The following is a 23958-nucleotide window of genomic DNA, read 5'->3' on the forward strand; positions in this document are numbered from 1 at the left end:
ATGTATCTCGGCATTGATATCGGCACCTCAGAGCTTAAAGCGCTGATTATTGATATGCACGGTGAGATTGTGGTGTCTCAGCACGCCACGCTGAGCGTGCAACGGCCCCATTCTCACTGGGCTGAACAGGATCCTGAACGCTGGTGGCAGGCCTGCAGCGAGGTTCTGGCGGGATTACGTCATCAGTTTCCTCAGGCATGGTCGGCGATTCGCGCGATTGGGTTATCGGGTCAGATGCATGGGGCAGTCTTGCTGGATGCCGAAGGGAAGGTGCTGCGTCCATGCATTTTGTGGAACGATACGCGCAGTGCACCTCAGTGTGAAAGGCTACGTAAGTGCTACCCCCGGATGATGGAGATCAGCGGCAATATGATTATGCCCGGCTTCACTGCGCCGAAACTGTTGTGGGTTGCGGAAAATGAGCCAGAAATTTTTAGCCGCATCGATAAGGTCATGCTGCCGAAAGATTACCTGCGCTGGCGTCTGACCGGGCAATTTGTCACTGAGCCCTCAGATGCTGCCGGAACGCTGTGGCTCGATGTGTCGCGGCGTGACTGGTCGGACGAACTACTGGCCATCACCGGACTGACGCGCGACCGGGTGCCAGAACTGGTGGAAGGCAGTGCAATAAGTGGACGTCTGAAGGCCGGACTGGCGAGCGAGTGGGGCTTATCCACCGCGGTAACTGTCGCGGGCGGAGGGGGTGACAATGCCGCATCAGCTGTCGGAGTGGGGGCGGTGAATCCCGGTGATGCGTTTATCTCATTGGGTACGTCCGGGGTAATTTTTGTCGTGAATGACCACTTACAGGCTAATCCCCAATCCGGGGTGCATGCTTTTTGCCATGCGCTACCTGGCCGCTGGCACCAGATGAGTGTGATGCTCAGCGCCGCCAGTTGTCTGCGCTGGCTGTGCAATCTGCTGTCGGTCAGTGAAAGCCAGCTGATGGAGGAGATAGTACAGCTCAGTGATGAGCAACGGCGCAGCGCCCCGGTTTTCCTGCCTTATCTGTCGGGTGAGCGTACCCCCCATAACGATCCTGACGCCTCCGGTTCTTTCTTTAATCTGCGCCATGAAACACCGCGCGCCCTGCTGGGGTATGCGGTGATCGAAGGCGTGGCATTTGGGCTGGCTGATGGATTAGAGGTGCTCGGCGAAACCCGACATCAGATTCAGCAATGCAGCCTGACCGGTGGGGGGGCACGGAGCACGCTGTGGGCTCAGTTGATTGCCGATGTGCTGCAACTGCCCATTGTTACTCATCCGGCCAGCGCATCTGGCGCGCTGGGTGCGGCACGTTTAGCGTGGCTGGCTGATGGCGGCCTTGAGCATGTGGTGTGTCTGAAGCCGGCTGTACAGGCACGCTACCAGCCAGACGAGACGCGTAGTGCCGTACTGCAACCGCGGCTGCGTCTGTTCCGGGAACTCTACCTCCAGCAACAACAGGTGCGCAGCATGCTGCCTGCATAACGACTCACCAGACAGAAGGTAAATGTGATGCAATCAAATGAATACTGGTTTGGATTACCGAAAAAGATGCTCTGGGGCTTCCTCGCTATCGCCATCTTTATGGCGGGTGATGGTTTTGAAATGGCGTTTCTGTCACGCCATATTACCGATATGGGCTTTACACCCGCGCAGTCTGCCGTCGTGTTCACCTTCTATGGCCTGGCAGCAGCGCTGGCAGCCTGGGCATCGGGCGTGGTCGCCGAGCTAATCACACCGCAGCGCGCGATGATGATTGGCTTTGTGCTGTGGATCGTCATGCACGCGCTGTTTATGTCATTGGGACTTGGCCTGCGCAACTATCCGTTGATGGTGCTGTTCTACGGAATTCGCGGGCTGGCTTATCCGCTTTTTATTTACTCTTTCATGATGATGCTGGTGCAGGTCTTACCGCGTGAAAAGCTGGCAGCGGCGACCGGCTGGTTCTGGGCAATGTATTCTGTTGGTATTGGTGTCGTTGGCAGCTATTTGCCCAGTCTGACCATCCCGATGCTGGGGGAAACCGGGACGCTGTGGCTTGCCATCATCTGGGTAGCCTGTGGAGGGATCCTGGCATACTTTAGCCTGCGCAAAGTTCCGGTGGATCGCTCTCGTGTGAATTTGCCAATGCGGGACAAGTTAACAGAGATGACGCGTGCCGTAACCATTCTGTTCACTAATCAGCATGTCTTTTATGCCTGCCTGATTCGCATCATCAACACGCTGTCACTGTTTGGCTTCGCGATTATCATGCCACTGTTATTTGTCGATCGTCTCGGCTTTACCCTCTCTGAATGGCTGCAAATCTGGGCGGTGTTCTTCTTTGTCACTATCTTTACGAATATTTTCTGGGGTCTCACGGGTGAGAAGCTGGGCTGGATTCGTCAGGTGCGCTGGTTTGGTTGCCTGGGGATGGCCGTCTCCAGCCTGACCTTTTATTATCTCCCGCTTTATGCGGGTCATAACTTCTGGATCGCATTAATCCCTGCGGTCATGCTGGGAATCTTTGTCGCCGCGTTTGTACCGATGACCGCTGTATTTCCGACGCTGGAGCCGCATCACAAAGGTGCTGCGGTCTCGATTTACAACCTTTCGGCAGGCCTGAGTAACTTTGTGGCACCGGCTATCGCCTCAGTCATGCTGCCGTTCTTCGACATAGTCGGTGTGGTATGGGCCTATACCGCGCTGTATGTGTTCGCTGGCGTGCTGACCTTTATTATCCGCGTGCCACAACCGGGGCACACGCGGGAAGAGAAGGCAATGCAGTCGCGGGTCGCCGGACAGCGTAGCTAATCACCCCTGCGGCGGCCCGGTCCGCCGCAGGGTTATCCTGCGACATCCTGCAAGGTTTCCTGCAAATTGTACCAGCGGAAACTAAAACCTGAGGCTTCCAGCCGCTTTGGCAGCACATGCTGTCCTCCCAGCACCAGTACCGACGATTCGCCCATCATCAGTTTAATGGCGCTGGCTGGCGTGCGCATAAAGGCCGGGCGGTGCATAACCTGGCCCAGCGTGGCGGCAAACTGCTCATTGCGCACGGCGTAAGGCGCGACCATATTGAACGGACCACGCAGATCATCATGATCCAGCAGCCAGATAATGGCGTTAAGCATGTCATCAAGGTGGATCCATGGCATATATTGCTTGCCACTGCCGATAGGGCCGCCAATGCCGAGCTTAAAGGGCAACTTCATTTTGCTGAGTGCGCCACCTTCGGAGGCCAGCACCACACCGGTCCGCAGCAGGCAGACGCGGGTGCGTTCACTTTCTGCTGCAAGCGCCAGCTGCTCCCAGCGGGCGCAGAGCTGATGCGTGAACTCATCCTGCCCCTGATCCTCTTCAGTCAGCACCAGATCGCCGGTATTGCCATAAAAGCCGGTTGCCGAACCTGAGATCAATACAGAGGGCGGGGTGGCGCTGGCGTTGATCAGTGAGGCGATCTGTTCAGTGATCTGCCAGCGGCTTTCGCACAGCTGCTGTTTATGCGGCTCCGTCCAGCGCTTGTCGGCGATGGGTTCTCCCGCCAGATTAATCACCGCATCGATGTTATCCAGATTCGACTGTTGCGCCAGGCCTGACCAGAGTGCGACGTTAGCGCCCAGTTTTTCACGTGCGCTGACCACGTCACGTGTTACCACGCTGATCTGATGCCCCAGCTGTTGCAGGCGTGGGATCAGGTGACGACCAATCATTCCCGTGCCACCGGTAATTAGAATGTGCATGTTGCGGCTCCCTTGATGTTTTTGTTATTTGCACCTTTCAGCATAGAAGAGTCGAGCCATTCCAGAGTGAGTCGCGTCGCGCTTTCTTGTTCCGGTGGCAGAGATCGGAGCAGCTCAGCGTTGCCTTCGCAAAAAAAAATCGGTAAACATGATGCAACCCTGACAGCCAATTGAGGTAACCGATGAATTATCCGTCCATCACCCTGTGGTCAGATTCATCATTTTTCAGTCCTTACGCTATGTCTGCCTATGTTGCTCTTACCGAAAAAGGGATCCCATTCCAGCTGAAGCGTGTCGATCTGTCGCAGAATCAGCAATACGCCGCAGAATACCGCGAGCTGTCGCTGACCTGTCGCGTGCCGACTCTCCAGATTGATGACTTCCTGTTAAGCGAATCCTCGGCGATTACCGAGTATCTCGAAGAGCGTTTTCCGGCACCCGAATTTGAGCGCCTCTATCCACGCGACCGGGAAAAGCGCGCCCGTGCCCGTGAGATTCAGGCCTGGCTGCGCAGTGACTTCCTGTGGATCCGTCAGGAGCGTCCGACAGAAGTGCTGTTCGCCGGTGAACGTTTTGCGCCACTGACTGCGTCAGCGCAGCAGGCGGTGGATAAACTGGTTACCGCTGTCGATCGTCTGCTGCCTGAAGGGCAACAGAATCTGTTTGGTGAGTGGTCCATTGCGGATACCGATCTGGCAGTAATGCTTAACCGGCTGGTATTACATGGCGATCCTTTGCCCGCCCGTCTGCGGCATTATGCTGAGTTTCAGTGGCAGCGAGCCTCGGTACAACTGTGGTTAGCAGAAAGTGGTAAAAATCGGTAACAGCCAGGGCTTGCTCAGGCTGTCGGAAGTGATTACCTTACGCCACATAAAAATAACGACGTGGCAAACTGCGTACACAACTGTACGCCAAACAGGAAAAGGTTACTGATGGTGGATCAAACTGCGGGTGACGGCATCGAGTGGGTCGATATCGTAAACGAAGAAAATGAAGTCGTTGCTCAGGCGACACGTGCGCAGATGCGTGCTCAGTGCCTGCGTCACCGCGCCACCTATATTGTGGTTCATGACGGTATGGGCAAGATTCTGGTACAGCGTCGCACCGAGATAAAAGATTTTATGCCGGGCAAGCTGGACGCAACCGCGGGGGGCGTGGTGCAGAGCGGTGAAGATATGCTGGAATCTGCGCGACGTGAAGCAGAAGAGGAGTTAGGGATTGCCGCGGTGCCGTTTGCTGAACATGGCAAATTCTACTTTGAAGATCAGCACTGTCGTGTCTGGGGCGGCCTGTTCAGTTGTGTATCACACGGTCCATTCGCCATGCAGGAATCGGAAGTCGATGAGATTATCTGGATGACGCCCGATGAGATCACCGCACGTTGTGATGAGTTCACCGACGATTCGCTGAAAGCGCTCTCTCTATGGATGAGCCGCAACGGCGATAACCGGGCCTGAAAACAGGCGTTCTAATTCAGGTTATTCATCCGCATCAGACAGAGCCGCTTTGTTACCGGCGAAAAAAAGGCATGCTCTGGGGCATGCCTTTTTCGTTATGACCAGCCGTTTAGCCTTCAGCCTGCTGGGACTGAATCGCCGTCAGGGCGATGGTATAGACGATGTCATCCACCAGCGCACCGCGCGACAGGTCATTGACCGGCTTACGCATACCCTGCAGCATCGGTCCGATGGAGATCAGATCGGCTGAACGCTGTACCGCTTTGTAGGTGGTGTTACCGGTGTTGAGATCCGGGAAGATAAACACAGTAGCGCGACCGGCAACCTGAGAATTCGGCGCTTTGGATTTCGCCACATCTTCCATAATCGCGGCGTCATACTGCAGTGGACCATCGATCACCAGATCAGGCCGTTTCTCCTGCGCAATGCGCGTTGCTTCACGCACTTTCTCAACGTCGCTGCCCGCACCTGACGTGCCGGTAGAGTAGGAGATCATCGCAACGCGTGGATCGATACCAAAGGCGCTGGCAGAATCGGCTGACTGGATGGCAATCTCAGCCAGCTGCTCCGCGGTCGGATCCGGGTTAATTGCGCAGTCGCCGTAAACCAGCACCTGCTCCGGCAGCAGCATAAAGAACACTGAGGAAACCAGTGAGCTGTTAGGCGCGGTTTTGATCAGCTGCAGCGGCGGACGAATGGTGTTGGCCGTGGTGTGAACTGCACCTGACACCAGGCCATCCACTTCGCCGCTCTCCAGCATCATGGTGCCGAGTACCACGTTATCTTCCAGCTGCTCCTGAGCGACCACTTCGGTCATGCCTTTGCTCTTACGCAATTCAACCAGACGCGGCACGTAGTTTTCACGAACCTGTTCCGGGTCAACAATCTCAACGCCTTTGCCCAGTTCAACACCCTGAGCCGCAGCGACACGCTGAATCTCCTCCGGGTTGCCTAACAGTACGCAGGTAGCGATACCGCGCTCGGCACAGATAGCGGCCGCTTTGACCGTACGCGGCTCATCGCCCTCTGGCAGTACCACGCGTTTGCCCGCTTTACGCGCCAGCTCGGTAAGCTGATAGCGGAAGGCGGGCGGTGACAGGCGACGGCTGCGCTCAGATGTGGCGGTCAGTGATTCAATCCACTCTGCATTAATGTAGCTGGCGACATATTCCTGTACTTTCTCGATGCGCTGCGTGTCATCAGCAGGCACTTCAAGATTAAAGCTCTGCAGGCTCAGGGAGGTCTGCCAGGTATTGGTTTTCACCATAAACACCGGCAGGCCGGTCTGGAAAGCACGGTCGCAGAGACGGGCAATGCGATCGTCAATCTCGTAGTTACCGGTCAGCAGGATTGCGCCAATCTCAATACCGTTCATCGCGGCCAGACAGGCGGCGACCAGCACATCCGGGCGGTCAGCTGAAGTCACCAGCAGTGAGCCAGGACGGAAATGCTCCAGCATGTGCGGGATACTGCGGGCGCAGAAGGTAACGGATTTAACCCGGCGGGTCTGAATCTCACCTTCGTTAATGATGCGTGCATCCAGATGGCGGCACATATCGATCGCGCGGGTGGCAATCAGATCAAAGCTCCACGGCACGCAGCCCAGCACCGGTAGCGGGCTGTCTGAGAACAGCTGCTTAGGATCAATATTGGCGATGCTGGCTTTTGAGGAGTCATCAAAGATTTCTGACAGGTCAGGGCGGGTACGTCCCTGATCGTCGACCGGCGCGTTGAGTTTGTTGATGATCACGCCAGTGATGTTTTTGTTCTTCTGACCGCCAAAGCTGCTTTGCGTCAGTTCAATGCGCTCTTTCAGCTGTGCAGGGGAGTCGTTGCCCAGCGCCATCACGAAGACGATTTCGGCATTCAGGGTTTTGGCGATTTCATAGTTCAGCGCGTTGGCAAACTGATGCTTACGGGTTGGCACCAGACCTTCAACCAGCACCACTTCCGCATCCTGAGTATTGGCATGGTAGCGGGAGATGATCTCTTCCATCAGCACATCCTGCTGGTTCGACCCCAGCAGTGACTCAACACGTGACATCTGCAGCGGTTCAGCGGCAGGAATTGAAGAGTTCTTGCGGATGATGGTGGTGGTTTGATCCGGGGTATCGCCGCCAGCACGTGGCTGAGCAATCGGCTTAAAGACGCTAAGGCGAACACCTTTGCGCTCCATGGCGCGGATAACGCCAAGGCTGACGCTGGTCAGGCCGACGCTGGTACCGGTCGGAATGAGCATAATTGTACGTGACACGTTTGAACCTCTCAGTAATGGCAGGGTGTCAGAAACAACTCCGTCAGCCTGAGCTGACGGAGAGAAGTGTTTTACGCAGTCAGACGCGCGGCGTCCTGGGCGATGACCAGCTCTTCGTTGGTCGGAATCACCAGCGCCGGACGGGTGCCTTCTTTATTGATGTAGCCTGATTTGCCGAAACGGGCTGCCAGGTTGCGCTCGTGGTCGACGTCGAAGCCCAGCAGTGCCAGTTTTTTCAGTGAAAGTTCACGGACCATCGCGGCGTTTTCGCCGATGCCGCCAGTGAACACGACGGCGTCAAGACGGCCATCCATCAGCGCGGTGTAGCTGCCGATATATTTCGCCAGGCGATGACAGAAGACATCCATTGCGCGCTTCGCATCTTCTTTGGTGGCGTAGTTGTCTTCTACGTAGCGGCAGTCGCTGGTGACTTCGGTCAGACCTAACAGGCCAGACTCTTTGGTCAGCAATTTATTAATGGCGTCAACGCTCATACCCAGCGTATCGTGCAGGAAGAAGATGATGGCCGGATCGATGTCGCCACTGCGGGTTCCCATTACCAGACCTTCCAGCGGAGTCAGACCCATAGAGGTGTCAACGCACTCGCCGTTACGAATGGCAGAAACTGAACCACCATTACCAAGGTGACAGGTGATAATGTTCAGTGACTCAAGCGGCTTGTTAAGCATTTTAGCGGCTGCGTGAGTCACATAGAAATGGCTGGTGCCATGCGCGCCATAGCGACGAACGCCATGCTCTTTATATAATTTGTACGGCAGCGCATAGAGGTAAGACTCTTCCGGCATTGTCTGATGGAAAGCCGTGTCAAATACCGCGACATTCTTATCTGACAGGTGCGGGAAATTTTTCATCGCTTCATCAATACCGATCAGATGAGCCGGGTTATGCAGTGGTGCAAAAGAAGAGGCGTCTTTGATGCCCTGTACCACGTCTTCAGTAATGATGACTGACTGAGTCAGCTTCTCGCCGCCATGAACGATACGATGGCCGATTGCAGCAATTTGTGCCGAAAGCTCAGGTTTTTGTGCCAGAATGGTTTTAACAATAAAGTTCAGCGCTTCGCTATGCGCTGCGCCAGCACCCAAAGGCGCTTCCTGTTTTTCGCCTTCCAGCTTCCATTTGATGCGGGCCTCAGGAAGGTGGAAACATTCCGCCAGGCCTGACAGGAACTCTTCACCGCTGGCAGGGTTGAGAATGGCAAACTTCAGGGAAGAGCTGCCACAGTTCAGAACCAGAACTAACTTACTCGACATGGAAGTACCTATTTTTTGAGAGTGGCTAAATAAAACGCAATCAGACTAACAGCGTAGCCCATGAAAGCTGGTAAATTAATGACAAACATCATGCGGTAGACAGAAATCTGCATTTCCGCAAAAAATTTCAGCAATCTTACGCGAAAATTTGAAGATTGCCTTGTCGGAACATGACTCAGGCCTCTTCCCAACGGCGCATCCCGCATGCGGAAAGGTGTTAAAACGGCGTCAGAATAGCTGGAGTCATCTTTAAAGACAAAAATAATTGAAGGATGTTACGTAAAGTTGTGTGATTATAACTATTTTTTAATATTTGCGGTATTAGTTGAGGTGAGCCATGGCGAATGAATCTGGTAGTACCAGTTGGTTTCGGATGTTTCAGCGCGGCCAACACTATATGAAAACCTGGCCTGCTGATAAGCGCCTGGCCCCGGTGTTCCCGGAAAACCGCGTTTCATCAGCAACGCGTTTCGCCATTCGCTTTATGCCACCGCTGGCGATTTTTACGCTGACCTGGCAGATCGCGATGGGCGGCCAGTTAGGTCCGGCCGTGGCGACGGCGCTGTTTGCCTGTAGCCTGCCGATGCAGGGACTGTGGTGGCTGGGCAAGCGTTCAGTGACGCCGCTGCCGCCGACACTGCTTAACTGGTTTCATGAAGTGCGTGCCCGGCTGGAGGAAGCAGGGCAGGCGATAGCACCGGTTGAAGGCAAGCCGACCTATCAGGCGCTGGCCGATCTGCTTAAGCGCGCTTTTAAACAACTCGACCGCACCTTCCTCGACGATCTCTGACCCATCCCGGGCTGGCGGTAAAATAGTTACCGCTAACCTGCGGCTAAATCAAAGAAAGGCGATACGGCGATTTCCGTGTCGCTAACGTTGTGCAATCATTTCTCCATTGTTGATTAACTGAGCGGTCTCTGACCGGGAGTGAATGATGGAAATGACCCATGCGCAGCGTCTGATTCTTTCCAACCAGTACAAAATCATGGCCATGCTTGAGCCGGAAAATGCTGAACGTTTTCGCCGTTACCAGACCATTATTGAGCGCGGTTATGCACTGCAGATGCGCGAGCTGGATAAAGAGTTTGGCGAACTGAGTGAAGCGATCTGCCGGACAGTGATCGATACAATGGAGATGCATCACGCACTGCATGTCTCCTGGTCGAATCTTAAAGAGAAAAGTCAGATTGAGGAGCGCCGTCTCGCCTTTATGGGCTTTGATGCGGCAACGGAAGCACGCCTGTTGGGCTATGTCCGTTTTATGGTCAATACAGAAGGTCGCTATACCCACTTCGATTCCGGCACGCATGGTTTTAATGCGCAGACCCCGATGTGGGAAAAGTATCAACGCATGTTAGCTTTGTGGCAGACTTGTCCGCGCCAGTACCATTTAAGTGCAAACGAAATTTCGCAAGTGATTAATGCCTGATGAGGAGGAGCGCGTGACCTACAGAGGTTTTCTATTTGATTTAGACGGCACGCTGGTGGACTCACTGCCAGCGGTTGAACGAGCCTGGAGCCAGTGGGGTGTCCGTCAGGGTATCGACGCTGATGAGATCCTGGATTTCATCCATGGCAAACAGGCGATTACCTCTCTGCGTCATTTTATGAAAGGCCAGTCGGAAGAGGCTATTCAGGCGGAGTTTGTCGCGCTGGAGCAGGCTGAAGCGGCAGATACCGACGGTGTGCAGGCGCTGCCAGGTGCCAACGCGCTGCTGAACCGGCTGAATGAGTTGCAGATTCCCTGGGCGATAGTCACCTCTGGCTCGGTGCCGGTTGCTCATGCTCGTCACAAAGCCGCAGGATTACCGAAGCCCGCCGTCTTCATTACCGCTGAGCAGGTCGCCAAAGGCAAACCTGAGCCTGATCCCTATCTGCTTGGTGCAGAGAAGCTGGGGTTAGCGGCGACGTCATGCGTAGTGGCAGAAGATGCACCTGCCGGTATTCTGTCCGGTCTGAACGCTGGCTGTACGGTGATTGCTATTAATCCCCCGGCGGAAACACCACGGCTGGATGAGGTGGCGCTTAAGCTCGACTCACTGGCGTCTCTGGTTATCACTCGTGAGTCTGACGGCAGCTTTACCTTCAGCCAGCAGTTTTAAACATTGGTCCGGCGGCCAGGCCGTCGGGCTTACAGTGGCGTATCCTGCGAAATTTCATCCAGCGACAGGCTGAAGCTTGGAATAAACACCTCAACGAAGTAGTCCATCTCTGGCGAACGCCGCTGTGCCAGCGTCTTTTCCAGTCGCGCTTTGGCCAGCAGGAATTCGTTATTGCCGGCAGACAGCTCCTCAAGACATTTTACATAGGCACAGAGCGCATCTGCCTGCTTCACCACGGCCTGCTCCTCTTCGCTATGCAGATGCTCATCAATGAGCGGGCGATAGATCGCCTGAAATTCTTCAGGCAGCATCTCAATCAATTTCTGCTGGGCAATCTTCTCGATTTTCTTATATTCGTGGGCAATCTGTGCGTTGTAATACTTAACCGGGGTAGGTAAATCGCCGGTGAGCACTTCGCTGGCGTCATGATAAAGCGCCAGCATGGCGATGCGGTCGGCGTTAAGCGAGCCACTGAATTTAAGATTTTTGATGACGGCAAGCGCGTGCGCCACCATGGCGACCTGCAGACTGTGTTCAGAAACATTCTCGGTGCGCACATTGCGCATCAATGGCCAGCGGTTGATCAGCTTAAGACGGGAGAGGTGAGCAAAGAAGTGGCTTTGTGTCATGAGCATTCCTGTTAGCAGGCAGGGGAGAGACAGGCTCTCCCCAAATAGCGCCAGTATACGCGGGCGTGATTACTGGCGATAGCCTTGCAGGAAGCGACCAAATTTATTAATCGCCATCTCCAGATCATCCACACGAGGCAGCGTAACAATGCGCAGGTGATCAGGCCATGGCCAGTTGAACGCGCTACCCTGTACCAGCAGCACCTTCTCCTGAAGCAGAAAATCCAGCACCATTTTTTGATCGTCAAAGATATTGAATTTTTTGGCGTCAATTTTCGGGAACATGTAGAGCGCGCCCTGCGGCTTCACACAGCTGACGCCGGGAATATCGTTGATCAATTCCCAGGCACGCTGGCGCTGCTCATAAAGACGACCACCAGGCATGATAAATTCGCTGATGCTCTGGTAGCCGCCCAGCGCCGTCTGGATGGCATGCTGGGCCGGTACGTTGGCGCACAGGCGCATAGACGCCAGCATCTCCAGCCCTTCAATGTAGCCTTTCGCATGTTTCTTCGGCCCGTTCAGTACCATCCAGCCCTGACGGAAACCGGCTACGCGATAGGTTTTAGAAAGGCCATTGAATGTCACGGTCAGCAGATCGGGGGCCAGGGCAGCAATGCAGTGGTGCTGTGCCTCGTCGTAAAGGATCTTGTCGTAGATCTCATCGGCAAAAATAATCAGGTTATGCTGACGCGCAATCTCAACCACCTCTAATAGCAGCTCTTTGCTGTAGACCGCACCGGTCGGGTTGTTCGGGTTGATAATCACGATACCGCGGGTACGCGGGGTGATCTTGCTGCGGATATCATCCAGGTCAGGGAACCAGCCTGCTGACTCATCACACAAATAGTGCACCGCTTTTCCGCTGGAGAGGGAAACCGCAGCCGTCCACAACGGATAGTCAGGTGCTGGCACCAGCATTTCGTCGCCGCTGTTCAGTAACGCCTGCATCGCCTGCACGATGAGCTCTGAAACGCCGTTGCCAATGTAGATATCTTCTACTGTGACATCACGCATATCGCGCGCCTGGTAATGCTGCATGATCGCTTTACGGGCGGAATAGAGACCCTTGGAATCGCAATAGCCCTGAGCACTGGGAAGATTACGAATCACATCGACCAGAATTTCGTCAGGTGCTTCGAAACCGAACGGCGCCGGATTGCCGATGTTCAGCTTAAGAACTTTATTGCCTTCTTCTTCGAGGCGCTTCGCCTCTTTCAGGACCGGGCCACGGATGTCATAGCAGACGTTATCGAGTTTTCCGGATTTATCTATTTGAAAAGTCATTGTTACCGCCTTAACGGGCAGAATCCTTTTTGGCTGCCACTGAAATCGAACCAGCACAATGTACTCTCCTGTCGGTCACAAATGAAGGGTGCCGACCCGTTTTGGCGGGTTCATCAACTTTTTAGACAGTGAGTAGCGAAAAAAATATTTATTAAGGCTTGATGTGGTTGATAAGACCAATAATGATTCATATAGAAATATTTTAAACTATGTAAAGGGGGGCTGAGACAACATATGGCTTTGTTATTGTGAAATGAAATATGAACGTTATGGAAAGGACGCTTTTCTTTGCACCTGAAATATACACTCAGGTAAATAGTTAAAGGATATTTTATAAATGTTCACTTTGTGGGCAATTTTACGGCGCGTGCAACCACTACGCCTTAACACTGCTTAAGAGTGGCCTGTTTAAGGCCTTGTGATCGCCGGAAAAGTACCAAATGAAGAGGCGTTTCTGGCTCGCATTCATCAGGATTGTGAGCAGTACTTAACACTTCTTCACTAAATTTCGGAACGCTGAAGGCTTAAAAAGTGATCAATAATGTGGCATAAGGGTCCGGAAATGCCTTTAGCACAAAATTTACAGCGCTTTTCACAAAATCATTTCCATTTTGAAGTCAAAAATGATTAAGTATAATTTATTATTTAATGCACATGGCCGCTTCGTCTTGCTGGCCTGAAAAGTGCGATTTTTATCCCGCCCGATTATTTCTGGTGGGAATAAGACAACTACGCAGCTTCCTGCATTTGCGCTCCCCAGCGCCATCGGTTCAGAAGTTGTATCTGTCTTGAGAGCACCGTGACCCTTTCAGTTGAGTCAGCAGTGCCGGTTCCAGATGATTTTTTTGTGTCAGTCTTCACACAGGACTGTCATTAAGCACCATTACTGCTTATCACTTTGATAAGCTTGTAATAACACCAGGGTAGTAGTTCGTAAAAATCTTATAAGTGAAGAAAAAACATGACTAATGCAAATCGTCCGATACTTAATCTCGACCTCGATCTGCTGAGAACTTTCGTTGCCGTTGCGGATTTGAATACCTTTGCAGCGGCCGCTGCAGCGGTCTGCAGAACCCAGTCAGCAGTCAGTCAGCAGATGCAACGTCTGGAACAATTGGTAGGTAAAGAGCTGTTTGCCAGACATGGACGTAATAAGCTGTTAACAGAGCACGGGATCCAGCTTTTAGGCTATGCCAGAAAAATCCTTCGTTTCAACGACGAAGCCTGCACATCGCTGATGTACAGTAATATTCAGGGCGTGCTGACCATTGGCGCCTCTGATGACACCTCTGACACTATTCTGCCTTTCCTGTTAAACCGGGTAACCTCGGTTTATCCGAAACTGGCAATCGATGTTCGGGTTAAACGTAATCCGTTTATGATGGAAATGCTCAATCAGGGTGAAGTGGACCTGGTTGTGACAACCTCCAGCCCGGGTAACTTTACCTATCAGGTACTGCGTACTTCACCTACTTTGTGGTACTGCGCAGCGGATTATATTTTCCAGCGCGGTGAAGCCATTCCATTGGTGCTGCTGGATGAGCCAAGTCCTTACCGCGATATGGCAATTGATCATCTCAATGAAGCCGGCATCCCGTGGCGTATCTCTTACGTCGCTTCCACACTGGCTGCCGTTCGGGCCGCGGTGAAAGCGGGACTGGGCGTGACAGCGCGTCCGGTAGAGATGATGAGCCCGGAACTGCGCGTGATGGGTGCGGCGGAAGGGCTGCCGGTTCTGCCAGATACGCAATATCTGCTGTGTCGCAATCCTGACAGCGATAATGAGCTGGCACTGGCTATCTTCAACGCCATGCAGTCCACCAATGACCCGTATAACCTGATCAATAATCCAGACGGTACGCTGTTACTGGATGACGAAGAGTAATTTCGCTAACGTGTTGTACTCAACACTGGCGTAGTTGCCTTAATAAACGCTTATAAATAGGCCTCTCATTCCCTGAACAGAACGAGAGGCTTTTTTATGTCTGCGCCTCGCCCGCCTCTCCTCACCAGCTCTTCTCCCTGACGTTACCCTCCTGAATAATTTCATCCTGTAATGAACTGAAACGTAAAGACCGAAAAAACGAACCATTTGTTCCGAATCGCTGTTTCATGTGGATAAATTTAGCGCATAAAGGGCAGAAGTGTGTTCTGGATCAAGAAAATACCCCTGAGAAGGGGAAGGAAAACAGGATGATACCTGTCAAAATATGTTTGTTAAATGCACGATCCATGCATGTGAATACCCGCTACACTAAAATTAACCCTACAGACTGAAGCGATTTAGCTGGAAAGCGGGGCATCATTTGTTAATAATATGATGCAGGTGTGAAATAATGTTTGGATACTTTTGTCAAAGTTGACAAAAGGTTATAGAAAGGAGTAAAAAACCCCATAAAATGGCTGCTTATTACCTGATAACAGCAACATTTAAAAGGTTTTTACCCTTCCCTTGAATCGATGTGGTCAGTTTGCTGCGGGAAACGCGTGCAGGATGCCAGCGCCACTTTTGATGAGTAAGCAATGAGTATGTCAACTACCACCGAAATCATCGCTCAGCACTGGGCGTTTATCGTATTTATCGTTATTGCCTTTGGCCTGTGTGCTTTCATGCTGACCGGAGGATGGCTGCTTGGCGGCAGAGCGCGCGCCCGCTACAAAGACACGCCATTCGAATCGGGAATCGAATCTGTTGGTGATACCCATATCCGCCTGTCGGCGAAATTTTATCTGGTTGCGATGTTTTTCGTCATTTTCGACGTCGAAGCCCTCTTTTTATACGCATGGGCGACTTCAATCCGTGAAAGCGGTTGGGTCGGCTTTGTGGAAGCCGCAATTTTCATTTTGGTGCTCCTGGCGGGTCTGGTCTATCTGGTACGCATTGGCGCACTGGACTGGGCGCCAGCTCGCCGTCGCGTGGTGGTGAAAACCACTACGGTCAGCCACACCAATCCTCATAAGCAGTAAAAGAGAGGCAATAAGATGGACTATACGCTCACCCGCATAGACCCGAACGGTGGTGAGAACGACCGTTATCCTCTGCAAAAGCAGGAAATCGTCAGCGATCCGCTGGAGCAGCACGTTCATCGCAGCGTTTATATGGGCAAACTCGAAAATGCCCTGCATGACATGGTGAACTGGGGGCGTAAAAACTCCCTCTGGCCCTATAACTTCGGCTTATCCTGTTGTTACGTAGAGATGACAACGTCGTTCACCGCGGTCCACGATGTGGCGCGTTTTGGTGCTGAAGTGATGCGCGCCTCGCCACGTCAGGCAGATTTCATGGTTATTGCCGGTACGCCGTTTACTAAAATGGCCCCGGTTATTCAGCGTTTATACGATCAGATGCTGGAACCAAAATGGGTGATCTCCATGGGTGCCTGCGCCAACTCGGGCGGTATGTATGACATCTATTCGGTGGTGCAGGGCGTTGATAAATTCCTGCCGGTCGATGTTTACATTCCAGGCTGCCCGCCACGTCCTGAAGCCTACATGCAGGCACTGCTGCTGTTGCAGGAGTCGATCGGCAAAGAGCGCCGTCCGCTTTCGTGGGTTGTCGGCGACCAGGGCGTTTACCGCGCCAACATGCCTTCAGAGCGTGAAAGAAAACGCTCAGAGCGCATCGCAGTCACAAACCTGCGCAGCCCGGACGAAGTTTAGAACCGTATGGATGGAAAACCGCGCCTGCAGCAGAACATCACAATTTAATGCATGGCCCCATCCTGACGCCTTCATTTGAGTGCCTGAGACCAGGCCGGAATGGTGAGTAACGTATGACAGATTTGACCACGCAAGATCTCGCTCAGCCTCTATGGCAAACCCGTGATCACCTTGATGACCCGGTGATCGGCGAGTTGCGTAACCGTTTTGGGCCGGATGCCTTCACTGTTCAGCCAACCCGCACCGGGATTCCGGTGGTCTGGGTTAAGCGTGAACAGATACTGGAGATCACCGAGTTTCTGCGTAAATTAACCAAGCCTTACGTCATGCTGTATGACCTGCATGGCGTGGATGAGCGTTTGCGTACCCATCGTGCAGGCCTGCCTGCAGCGGATTTTTCCGTTTTCTACCACCTGCTGTCGATTGAGCGCAACCGCGACATCATGCTTAAGGTGGCACTTTCTGAAAACGACATGCATCTGCCGACCATTACCCGTCTTTTCCCGAATGCCAACTGGTATGAGCGTGAAACCTGGGAGATGTTTGGTATTACCTTTGATGGCCACCCGCACCTGACCCGCATCATGATGCCGTCGACCTGGGAAGGCCATCCGCTGCGTAAAGACTATCCGGCGCGCGCCACCGAATTCGATCCTTTTACGCTGACTAAGCAGAAAGAAGATTTAGAGATGGAGGCGCTGACCTTTAAGCCCGAAGACTGGGGCATGAAGCGCAGTACCACTAATGAAGACTTCATGTTCCTCAACCTCGGGCCTAACCACCCGTCGGCGCACGGTGCATTCCGCATCATTCTGCAGCTGGATGGTGAAGAGATTGTCGACTGCGTGCCTGACATCGGTTATCACCATCGTGGTGCCGAAAAGATGGGTGAACGTCAGTCGTGGCACAGCTACATTCCTTACACTGACCGTATCGAATACCTCGGCGGCTGCGTAAATGAAATGCCGTACGTGCTGGCAGTGGAAAAACTGGCCGGTATCGTGGTGCCCGATCGCGTTAACGTGATCCGCGTAATGCTCTCTGAGCTGTTCCGCATCAACAGCCATCTGCTCTATATTTCCACCTTTATTCAGGACGTCGGTGCCATGACACCGGTGTTCTTTGCCTTTACCGATCGCCAGAAAATCTATGACGTGGTTGAAGCCATTACCGGTTTCCGTATGCACCCGGCCTGGTTCCGCATCGGTGGCGTCGCACACGACCTGCCGCGTGGCTGGGAACGTTTGCTGCGTGACTTCCTGGACTGGATGCCAAAGCGTCTGAAGGAATATGACAAAGCTGCACTGCGTAACACCGTGCTGATTGGTCGTTCTAAAGGCGTGGCTGCGTACAACATGGAAGAAGCGCTGGCGTGGGGTACCACCGGTGCTGGTCTGCGTGCGACCGGCCTCGACTTTGACGTGCGTAAATGGCGTCCCTATTCAGGCTACGAAAACTTCGATTTCGAAATCCCGGTCGGCGACGGCGTCAGCGATGCTTACAGCCGCGTTCAGCTGAAGATGGAAGAGATGTGGCAGTCGCTGCGCATTCTTGAGCAGTGTCTCAACAACATGCCAGAGGGGCCGTTTAAAGCGGATCATCCGCTGACCACGCCGCCACCGAAAGAGCGCACGCTGCAGCACATTGAAACGCTGATTACCCACTTCCTGCAGGTTTCCTGGGGGCCGGTGATGCCAGCCAATGAATCGTTCCAGATGATTGAAGCGACGAAAGGGATCAACAGCTACTACCTGACCAGCGATGGCAGCACCATGAGCTACCGCACCCGCGTGCGTACGCCGAGCTTCCCGCATCTGCAGCAGATTCCTTCCGTAATCCGTGGCAGCCTGGTATCCGACCTGATCGTATATCTGGGTAGTATCGATTTTGTTATGTCAGACGTGGACCGCTAATTATGCACGATCAACACATTGCCATTAAAACGATCGACCCTAACGAGGTCTTCGTGCTGAGCGCGGAAGAGCATCACGCTATTGAGCACGAAAAACACCACTACGAAGATGCGCGTGCAGCCTCGATTGAAGCGCTGAAGATCGTGCAGAAACAGCGCGGCTGGGTGCCGGACGGCGCGATCAACGCGATTGCCGAAGTCCTGGGTATCCCGGCAAGTGACGTTGAAGGTGTGGCGACGTTTTACAGCCAGATCTTCCGTCAGCCGGTGGGTCGTCATGTGATCCGTTACTGTGACAGCGTGGTCTGTCACATAACTGGCTATCAGGGCATCCAGTCCGCACTGGAGCAGCAGCTGAATATCAAACCGGGTCAGACCACGGCTGATGGCCGCTTTACGCTGCTGCCAACCTGCTGTCTGGGCAACTGCGATAAGGGGCCGACGATGATGGTGGATGAAGACACGCATGTGCATCTGACGCCGGAAGGCATCCCGGGTTTGCTGGAGCAGTATCAATGACAATTAAACAGATCATTCGCACTGCTGAAACTCATCCGCTGACCTGGCGAATGCGTGATGATAAGCAACCTGTCTGGCTTGATGAATACCGCAGCAAAAACGGCTATGCCGGTGCGGAAAAAGCGCTGAAAAGCATGTCACAGGATGAAATCGTCGCAGCAGTGAAAGATTCCGGCCTGAAAGGGCGCGGCGGTGCAGGCTTCTCTACCGGTCTGAAGTGGAGCCTGATGCCGAAAGATGAGTCGATGAACATCCGTTACCTGTTGTGTAACGCCGATGAGATGGAGCCAGGCACTTATAAAGACCGCCTGCTGATGGAGCAGATGCCTCACCAGCTGGTGGAAGGGATGCTGATCAGTGCCTTTGCGCTAAAGGCCTACCGTGGCTATATCTTCTTACGTGGCGAATACATTGAGGCCGCGGTGCATCTGCGCCGCGCGATTGCGGAAGCGACGGAAGCGGGTTATCTCGGTAAAAATATTCTGGGTACCGGCTTCGACTTTGAGCTGATTGTCCACACCGGCGCGGGTCGTTATATCTGCGGCGAAGAGACGGCGCTGATTAACTCACTGGAAGGCCGTCGTGCTAACCCGCGTTCCAAGCCGCCATTCCCGGCAAGTGCGGGCGCGTGGGGCAAACCGACCTGCGTGAACAACGTGGAAACCCTCTCTAACGTCCCGGCGATTCTGGCCAACGGCGTGGAGTGGTACAAAAATATCTCTAAAAGCGAAGATGCCGGTACCAAAATGATGGGCTTCTCCGGACGCGTGAAAAATCCTGGCGTCTGGGAGCTGCCATTCGGTATCACCGCGCGTGAAATCCTGGAAGATTATGCGGGCGGCATGCGTGACGGACTGAAGTTCAAAGCCTGGCAGCCGGGTGGAGCAGGTACCGACTTCCTGACCGACCAGCACCTGGATCTGCCGATGGAGTTTGCCAGCATCGGCAAAGCGGGCAGTCGTCTGGGCACCGCGCTGGCGATGGCGGTCGATCACGAAATCAATATGGTCTCGCTGGTGCGCAACCTGGAAGAGTTCTTTGCCCGAGAATCGTGCGGCTGGTGTACACCGTGTCGCGATGGCCTGCCGTGGAGCGTGAAAATTCTGCGTGCGCTGGAGCAGAAGCAGGGTCAGCCAGGCGATATCGAAACCCTGCTGCAACTCTGCCGTCAGCTTGGCCCGGGTAAAACCTTCTGCGCGCATGCACCGGGTGCGGTTGAGCCGCTGCAGAGTGCGATTAAATATTTCCGTGAAGAGTTTGAAGCTGGCATGGCACCGCAGGTGTTTGGCAATACCCGCGCCATTGGCGGGATCCAGCCAAACCTGCTGAAAGCGCGCTGGTAATTCGCCACAGCATACGGAACAGGCCTGGTGCCGCCGCCCCGACAATGTCGTGCGTCGGGGCAAGAATATGATTAACGCTCGTCTCTGACGAGCCTTACGGAAGCATGTCACTATGGCTACAATTCATGTAGACGGTAAAGAGTATGATGTGAACGGAGCGGACAACCTGCTACAGGCATGTCTTTCTCTGGGCCTTGATATTCCTTACTTTTGCTGGCATCCGGCGCTGGGAAGCGTTGGGGCCTGCCGCCAGTGTGCGGTAAAGCAATTCCAGAATGCCGAAGATACCCGCGGCCGTCTTGTCATGTCCTGCATGACGCCGGCCTCTGACGGCACATTCATCTCCATCGACGATGGCGAAGCGAAAGAGTTCCGCGAAAGCGTGGTGGAGTGGCTGATGACCAACCACCCGCACGACTGCCCGGTGTGTGAAGAGGGCGGTAACTGTCACCTGCAGGATATGACAGTCATGACCGGCCACAGCTTCCGCCGCTATCGCTTCACTAAGCGTACCCACCGTAATCAGGATCTTGGCCCGTTCATCTCCCACGAGATGAACCGCTGTATCGCCTGTTACCGCTGCGTGCGTTACTACAAAGATTATGCCGATGGCAAAGATCTGGGTGTCTATGGCGCGCATGACAACGTCTACTTTGGTCGCCCGGAAGATGGCACGCTGGAAAGCGAATTCTCCGGCAACCTGGTTGAAATCTGCCCGACCGGCGTCTTCACCGACAAAACCCACTCCGAACGCTATAACCGTAAATGGGATATGCAGTTTGCACCGAGCATCTGCCAGCAGTGCAGCGTTGGCTGTAATACCAGCCCGGGTGAGCGTTATGGTGAGTTACGCCGTATTGAAAACCGCTATAACGGCACCGTAAACCACTACTTCCTGTGTGACCGTGGCCGCTTTGGCTATGGCTACGTGAACCGTAAAGATCGCCCACGTCAGCCGATGCTGCTGCGCGGCAACGACTGGGTCACGCTGAACGCAGAGCAGGCGGTTAATGCTGGTGCAGATTTGCTGCGTCAGGCGAAGAAAGTGATCGGTATCGGCTCGCCGCGCGCGAGCATTGAAAGTAACTTCGCCCTGCGTGAACTGGTGGGTGCAGAGAACTTCTCAACCGGCATGCCAGCGGACGAGCAGGCCCGTCTTGAACTGATGCTCAACGTCCTGCGCGAGGGGGGTATCTACACGCCATCGCTGCGTGAAATTGAAAGCTACGACGCGGTGCTGGTACTGGGTGAAGACCTGACACAGGTGGGCGCTCGCGTGGCGCTCTCTGTGCGTCAGGCAGTGAAAGGCAAAGCGCGTGATATGGCCGCTGCGCAGAAAGTCGCAGACTGGCAGATCGCCGCCATCATGAACATCGGTCAGAACGCGAAACATCCGCTGTTTGTTACCCACGTTGATGAAACCCGTCTGGATGATATCGCGGCATGGAGCTATCGTGCGCCGGTTGAAGATCAGGCGCGCCTCGGCTTCGCTATCGCCAGTGCGCTGGATGAGTCTGCACCTGCGGTCACCGATTTCGACAGCAAGCTCAGCGGGAAAATGGATGTTGTCGTTCAGGCGCTGGCCGGCGCGAAAAAGCCATTAATTATCTCCGGTACTCACTCAGGCAGCAGCGCAGTGATTGAAGCCGCAGCCAACGTGGCGAAAGCCCTGAAGGCACGCGGTGCAGATGTCGGCATTACCCTGCTGGCAGGTCACGCGAACAGCATCGGTTTGGGCATGATTGGCGGCAATCCGCTGGAGCAGGCGCTGGAGCAGCTGAGCAACGGTGAAGCCGATGCGCTGGTGGTGCTGGAAAATGACCTTTATCGCCATGCGCCGAAAGCGCTGGTGGATGCGGCACTGGCTCAGACCACCAACGTGATTGTGGTGGATCATCAGCGTACCGCAACGCTGGAGAAAGCGGGTCTGGTGCTTTCAACCGCCAGCTTCGCTGAAAGCGATGGCACCTCGATTAACCATGAAGGCCGCGCTCAGCGCTTCTTCCAGGTTTATGATCCTGCCTATTACGACAACAATATTGTGATGCTGGAGAGCTGGCGCTGGCTGCACTCGCTGCACAGCACGCTGGAAAGCCGTCATGTGGACTGGACGCAGCTCGATCACGTGATCGATGCGGTAGTGACCCGTCTGCCACAGCTCGCGGGTATTAAAGAAGCCGCACCTGACGCCAGCTTCCGCATTCGTGGCCAGAAACTGTCACGTTCTCCAATCCGTGCCAGTGGACGTACTGCAGCGCGCGCGAATATCAGCGTTCATGAACCGCGTCAGCCGCAGGACCGGGACACGATGTTCGCCTTCTCAATGGAAGGGAACAACCAGCCATCGGCACCGCGTTCACAGATTCCGTTTGCCTGGGCACCAGGCTGGAACTCACCGCAGGCGTGGAACAAGTTCCAGGCGGAAGTGGGCGGTAAACTGCGTCATGGCGATCCGGGCGTGCGCCTGTTTGAAGCCAGCGCAGGTGAGTTACCCTGGTTCACTATCGTGCCAAAAGCCTTTGTCAGTGATGCACAGTGGCGCGTCGCACCTCTCCATCGGTTGTTCGGCAGCGAAGAGATGTCGCAGCGTTCACCGGTCTTCCAGCAGCGTATGGCTGAGCCTGCGCTGGTGATTAACCCGGAGGATGCGGCAAAACTGGGCGTCAACAATGGCGCGGCGGTTGAGTTCAGCTGTGCCGGTGAGACAGTGCGTCTGCCGGTCCGTTTCTCGGCGTCACTGCAGGCAGGACAGATTGGTCTGCCGCTGGGTATGCCGGGCGTTCCGCCATTCCTGGCGAACGGTAAAATCGACACTCTGCAGGAGGCGGCGCAATGAGCTGGTTAACACCGGACGTTATCGACATTCTGCTGGCCATTGTTAAAGCCATCGTGATTCTGCTGGTGGTAGTGGCCTGCGGCGCGTTCATGAGCTTCGCCGAGCGTCGTCTGCTCGGCCTGTTCCAGAACCGTTACGGGCCAAACCGCGTAGGCTGGGGCGGCTCGCTGCAGCTGGTGGCGGATATGATCAAAATGTTCTTCAAAGAGGACTGGGTCCCGCCGTTTACCGACCGCTTTATCTTTACCCTTGCGCCGGTTATCGCCTTTGTTTCACTGCTGCTGGCTTTTGCTATCGTGCCGGTTTCGCCCACCTGGATGGTAACAGACCTGAATATCGGTCTGCTGTTCTTCCTGATGATGGCGGGCCTTGCGGTTTACGCGGTGCTGTTTGCTGGCTGGTCGAGTAACAACAAATACTCGCTGCTGGGTGCGATGCGCGCCTCGGCGCAGACCCTGAGCTACGAAGTGTTCCTGGGTCTGTCGCTGATGGGTGTGGTAGCGCAGGCGGGCTCGTTCAATATGAACGATATCGTCAACAGCCAGACACATCTATGGAACATCATTCCGCAGTTCTTCGGTTTCGTGACCTTCTGTATTGCGGGCGTGGCGGTGTGTCACCGTCATCCGTTTGACCAGCCAGAAGCGGAGCAGGAACTGGCGGACGGCTACCACATTGAATATGCCGGTATGAAGTTCGGCCTGTTCTTTGTCGGCGAATATGTGGCGATTACCACCGTTTCAGCGCTGATCGTAACGCTGTTCTTTGGTGGCTGGCACGGGCCTTTCCTGCCGCCGTTCATCTGGTTCGCCCTGAAAACGGCGTTCTTTATGATGATGTTCATCCTGATCCGTGCTGCGCTTCCGCGTCCACGCTACGACCAGGTGCTGTCATTCGGCTGGAAAGTGTGTCTGCCGTTGACGCTGTTGAACCTGCTGGCGACTGCCGCAGTGATTCTCTACACAGCGCCGTAAGGG

General features: G+C 54.3%; 20 protein-coding genes. 15 read left to right on the plus strand and 5 right to left on the minus strand.

The window, feature by feature from the left end; all coding sequences use genetic code 11:
• Both xylB and QSK07_RS01490 read left to right on the plus strand, forming a co-directional pair.
• A complete protein-coding gene (xylB, locus tag QSK07_RS01485) occupies positions 1-1470 on the plus strand; it encodes a xylulokinase (protein WP_098052744.1) in 1470 nt (489 codons plus the stop codon).
• Between the two features lie 27 nt (positions 1471-1497).
• Entirely contained in the window at positions 1498-2778 is a 1281-nt protein-coding gene (locus QSK07_RS01490; RefSeq protein ID WP_098052745.1) for an MFS transporter, read from the plus strand.
• 32 nt (positions 2779-2810) lie between these two features.
• On the opposite strand, the gene QSK07_RS01495 is transcribed toward QSK07_RS01490, so the two are convergent.
• Positions 2811-3707, minus strand: coding sequence for a TIGR01777 family oxidoreductase (locus QSK07_RS01495; RefSeq protein ID WP_285720256.1), 897 nt, complete (start codon positions 3705-3707; stop codon positions 2811-2813).
• A 182-nt stretch (positions 3708-3889) separates the two neighbouring features.
• Here QSK07_RS01495 and yfcF point away from each other — a divergent pair, with 182 nt between their 5' ends.
• The gene (gene yfcF, locus QSK07_RS01500; protein WP_285720257.1) at positions 3890-4531 is read left to right on the plus strand and encodes a glutathione transferase; all 642 of its coding nucleotides are present in this window, start codon (positions 3890-3892) and stop codon (positions 4529-4531) included.
• 108 nt (positions 4532-4639) lie between these two features.
• The gene (gene yfcD, locus QSK07_RS01505) at positions 4640-5164 is read left to right on the plus strand and encodes an NUDIX hydrolase YfcD (RefSeq protein ID WP_003854255.1); all 525 of its coding nucleotides are present in this window, start codon (positions 4640-4642) and stop codon (positions 5162-5164) included.
• Between the two features lie 109 nt (positions 5165-5273).
• Here yfcD and pta read toward each other — a convergent pair whose 3' ends face one another.
• The gene (pta, locus tag QSK07_RS01510) at positions 5274-7403 is read right to left on the minus strand and encodes a phosphate acetyltransferase (RefSeq protein WP_033733375.1); all 2130 of its coding nucleotides are present in this window, start codon (positions 7401-7403) and stop codon (positions 5274-5276) included.
• 86 nt (positions 7404-7489) lie between these two features.
• Positions 7490-8692: an acetate kinase gene (gene ackA, locus QSK07_RS01515; RefSeq protein ID WP_098052749.1), complete on the minus strand. Its 1203-nt coding sequence runs from the start codon at positions 8690-8692 to the stop codon at positions 7490-7492.
• A 337-nt stretch (positions 8693-9029) separates the two neighbouring features.
• Here ackA and yfbV point away from each other — a divergent pair, with 337 nt between their 5' ends.
• The 3 genes from yfbV to QSK07_RS01530 all read left to right on the plus strand — a co-directional run bounded on the left by yfbV (position 9030) and on the right by QSK07_RS01530 (position 10795).
• Positions 9030-9482, plus strand: coding sequence for a terminus macrodomain insulation protein YfbV (gene yfbV / locus QSK07_RS01520; protein WP_013358580.1), 453 nt, complete (start codon positions 9030-9032; stop codon positions 9480-9482).
• Between the two features lie 145 nt (positions 9483-9627).
• Entirely contained in the window at positions 9628-10122 is a 495-nt protein-coding gene (locus QSK07_RS01525) for a YfbU family protein (RefSeq protein ID WP_285720594.1), read from the plus strand.
• Positions 10115-10795 carry a sugar phosphatase gene (locus QSK07_RS01530; RefSeq protein WP_502921697.1) on the plus strand — a complete coding sequence of 227 codons (681 nt, stop codon included), beginning with the start codon at positions 10115-10117 and terminating at the stop codon, positions 10793-10795. Before QSK07_RS01525 ends, QSK07_RS01530 begins: the two co-directional genes overlap by 8 nt.
• 29 nt (positions 10796-10824) lie before the next feature.
• On the opposite strand, the gene yfbR is transcribed toward QSK07_RS01530, so the two are convergent.
• Positions 10825-11424 (minus strand): 5'-deoxynucleotidase, encoded by a 600-nt coding sequence (gene yfbR / locus QSK07_RS01535; protein ID WP_013358577.1) that lies wholly within the window; start codon positions 11422-11424, stop codon positions 10825-10827.
• 69 nt (positions 11425-11493) lie between these two features.
• Positions 11494-12711, minus strand: a complete 1218-nt coding sequence (locus tag QSK07_RS01540) for a pyridoxal phosphate-dependent aminotransferase (protein WP_033733369.1) — start codon at positions 12709-12711, stop codon at positions 11494-11496.
• Positions 12712-13672: 961 nt separating this feature from the next.
• On the opposite strand from QSK07_RS01540, the gene lrhA reads away from it, so the two are divergent.
• From lrhA to nuoH, 8 genes are all read left to right on the plus strand, one after another.
• Entirely contained in the window at positions 13673-14596 is a 924-nt protein-coding gene (lrhA, locus tag QSK07_RS01545; RefSeq protein ID WP_285720258.1) for a transcriptional regulator LrhA, read from the plus strand.
• A gap of 638 nt (positions 14597-15234) precedes the next feature.
• Positions 15235-15678, plus strand: coding sequence for an NADH-quinone oxidoreductase subunit A (locus QSK07_RS01550; RefSeq protein ID WP_003854246.1), 444 nt, complete (start codon positions 15235-15237; stop codon positions 15676-15678).
• A gap of 15 nt (positions 15679-15693) precedes the next feature.
• Positions 15694-16371: a NuoB/complex I 20 kDa subunit family protein gene (locus QSK07_RS01555; RefSeq protein WP_013358574.1), complete on the plus strand. Its 678-nt coding sequence runs from the start codon at positions 15694-15696 to the stop codon at positions 16369-16371.
• Positions 16372-16484: 113 nt separating this feature from the next.
• Positions 16485-18284, plus strand: coding sequence for an NADH-quinone oxidoreductase subunit C/D (gene nuoC, locus QSK07_RS01560; protein ID WP_098052752.1), 1800 nt, complete (start codon positions 16485-16487; stop codon positions 18282-18284).
• 2 nt (positions 18285-18286) lie between these two features.
• Positions 18287-18802: an NADH-quinone oxidoreductase subunit NuoE gene (gene nuoE / locus QSK07_RS01565; RefSeq protein WP_010258066.1), complete on the plus strand. Its 516-nt coding sequence runs from the start codon at positions 18287-18289 to the stop codon at positions 18800-18802.
• Positions 18803-18804: 2 nt separating this feature from the next.
• Positions 18805-20145, plus strand: coding sequence for an NADH-quinone oxidoreductase subunit NuoF (nuoF, locus tag QSK07_RS01570; RefSeq protein ID WP_175501446.1), 1341 nt, complete (start codon positions 18805-18807; stop codon positions 20143-20145).
• Positions 20146-20257: 112 nt separating this feature from the next.
• Positions 20258-22981 carry an NADH-quinone oxidoreductase subunit NuoG gene (gene nuoG / locus QSK07_RS01575; RefSeq protein ID WP_098052753.1) on the plus strand — a complete coding sequence of 908 codons (2724 nt, stop codon included), beginning with the start codon at positions 20258-20260 and terminating at the stop codon, positions 22979-22981.
• On the plus strand, positions 22978-23955 hold the full coding sequence (nuoH, locus tag QSK07_RS01580; RefSeq protein ID WP_003854240.1) for an NADH-quinone oxidoreductase subunit NuoH: 978 nt from the start codon (positions 22978-22980) through the stop codon (positions 23953-23955). The genes nuoG and nuoH overlap by 4 nt, the downstream gene beginning before the upstream one ends.
• The last annotated feature ends 3 nt before the right edge of the window (positions 23956-23958 follow it).

Source organism: Pantoea sp. QMID4, from assembly GCF_030270445.1.
Classification (GTDB): Bacteria; Pseudomonadota; Gammaproteobacteria; order Enterobacterales; family Enterobacteriaceae; genus Pantoea; species Pantoea vagans.

Coding starts and splice junctions, on each gene's coding strand:
- xylB (WP_098052744.1), top strand. CDS start 1: ATGTATCTCGGCATTGATATCGGCACCTCAGAGCTTAAAGCGCTGATT.
- QSK07_RS01490 (WP_098052745.1), top strand. CDS start 1,498: ATGCAATCAAATGAATACTGGTTTGGATTACCGAAAAAGATGCTCTGG.
- QSK07_RS01495 (WP_285720256.1), bottom strand. CDS start 3,707: ATGCACATTCTAATTACCGGTGGCACGGGAATGATTGGTCGTCACCTG.
- yfcF (WP_285720257.1), top strand. CDS start 3,890: ATGAATTATCCGTCCATCACCCTGTGGTCAGATTCATCATTTTTCAGT.
- yfcD (WP_003854255.1), top strand. CDS start 4,640: ATGGTGGATCAAACTGCGGGTGACGGCATCGAGTGGGTCGATATCGTA.
- pta (WP_033733375.1), bottom strand. CDS start 7,403: ATGCTCATTCCGACCGGTACCAGCGTCGGCCTGACCAGCGTCAGCCTT.
- ackA (WP_098052749.1), bottom strand. CDS start 8,692: ATGTCGAGTAAGTTAGTTCTGGTTCTGAACTGTGGCAGCTCTTCCCTG.
- yfbV (WP_013358580.1), top strand. CDS start 9,030: ATGGCGAATGAATCTGGTAGTACCAGTTGGTTTCGGATGTTTCAGCGC.
- QSK07_RS01525 (WP_285720594.1), top strand. CDS start 9,628: ATGGAAATGACCCATGCGCAGCGTCTGATTCTTTCCAACCAGTACAAA.
- QSK07_RS01530 (WP_502921697.1), top strand. CDS start 10,115: ATGCCTGATGAGGAGGAGCGCGTGACCTACAGAGGTTTTCTATTTGAT.
- yfbR (WP_013358577.1), bottom strand. CDS start 11,424: ATGACACAAAGCCACTTCTTTGCTCACCTCTCCCGTCTTAAGCTGATC.
- QSK07_RS01540 (WP_033733369.1), bottom strand. CDS start 12,711: ATGACTTTTCAAATAGATAAATCCGGAAAACTCGATAACGTCTGCTAT.
- lrhA (WP_285720258.1), top strand. CDS start 13,673: ATGACTAATGCAAATCGTCCGATACTTAATCTCGACCTCGATCTGCTG.
- QSK07_RS01550 (WP_003854246.1), top strand. CDS start 15,235: ATGAGTATGTCAACTACCACCGAAATCATCGCTCAGCACTGGGCGTTT.
- QSK07_RS01555 (WP_013358574.1), top strand. CDS start 15,694: ATGGACTATACGCTCACCCGCATAGACCCGAACGGTGGTGAGAACGAC.
- nuoC (WP_098052752.1), top strand. CDS start 16,485: ATGACAGATTTGACCACGCAAGATCTCGCTCAGCCTCTATGGCAAACC.
- nuoE (WP_010258066.1), top strand. CDS start 18,287: ATGCACGATCAACACATTGCCATTAAAACGATCGACCCTAACGAGGTC.
- nuoG (WP_098052753.1), top strand. CDS start 20,258: ATGGCTACAATTCATGTAGACGGTAAAGAGTATGATGTGAACGGAGCG.
- nuoH (WP_003854240.1), top strand. CDS start 22,978: ATGAGCTGGTTAACACCGGACGTTATCGACATTCTGCTGGCCATTGTT.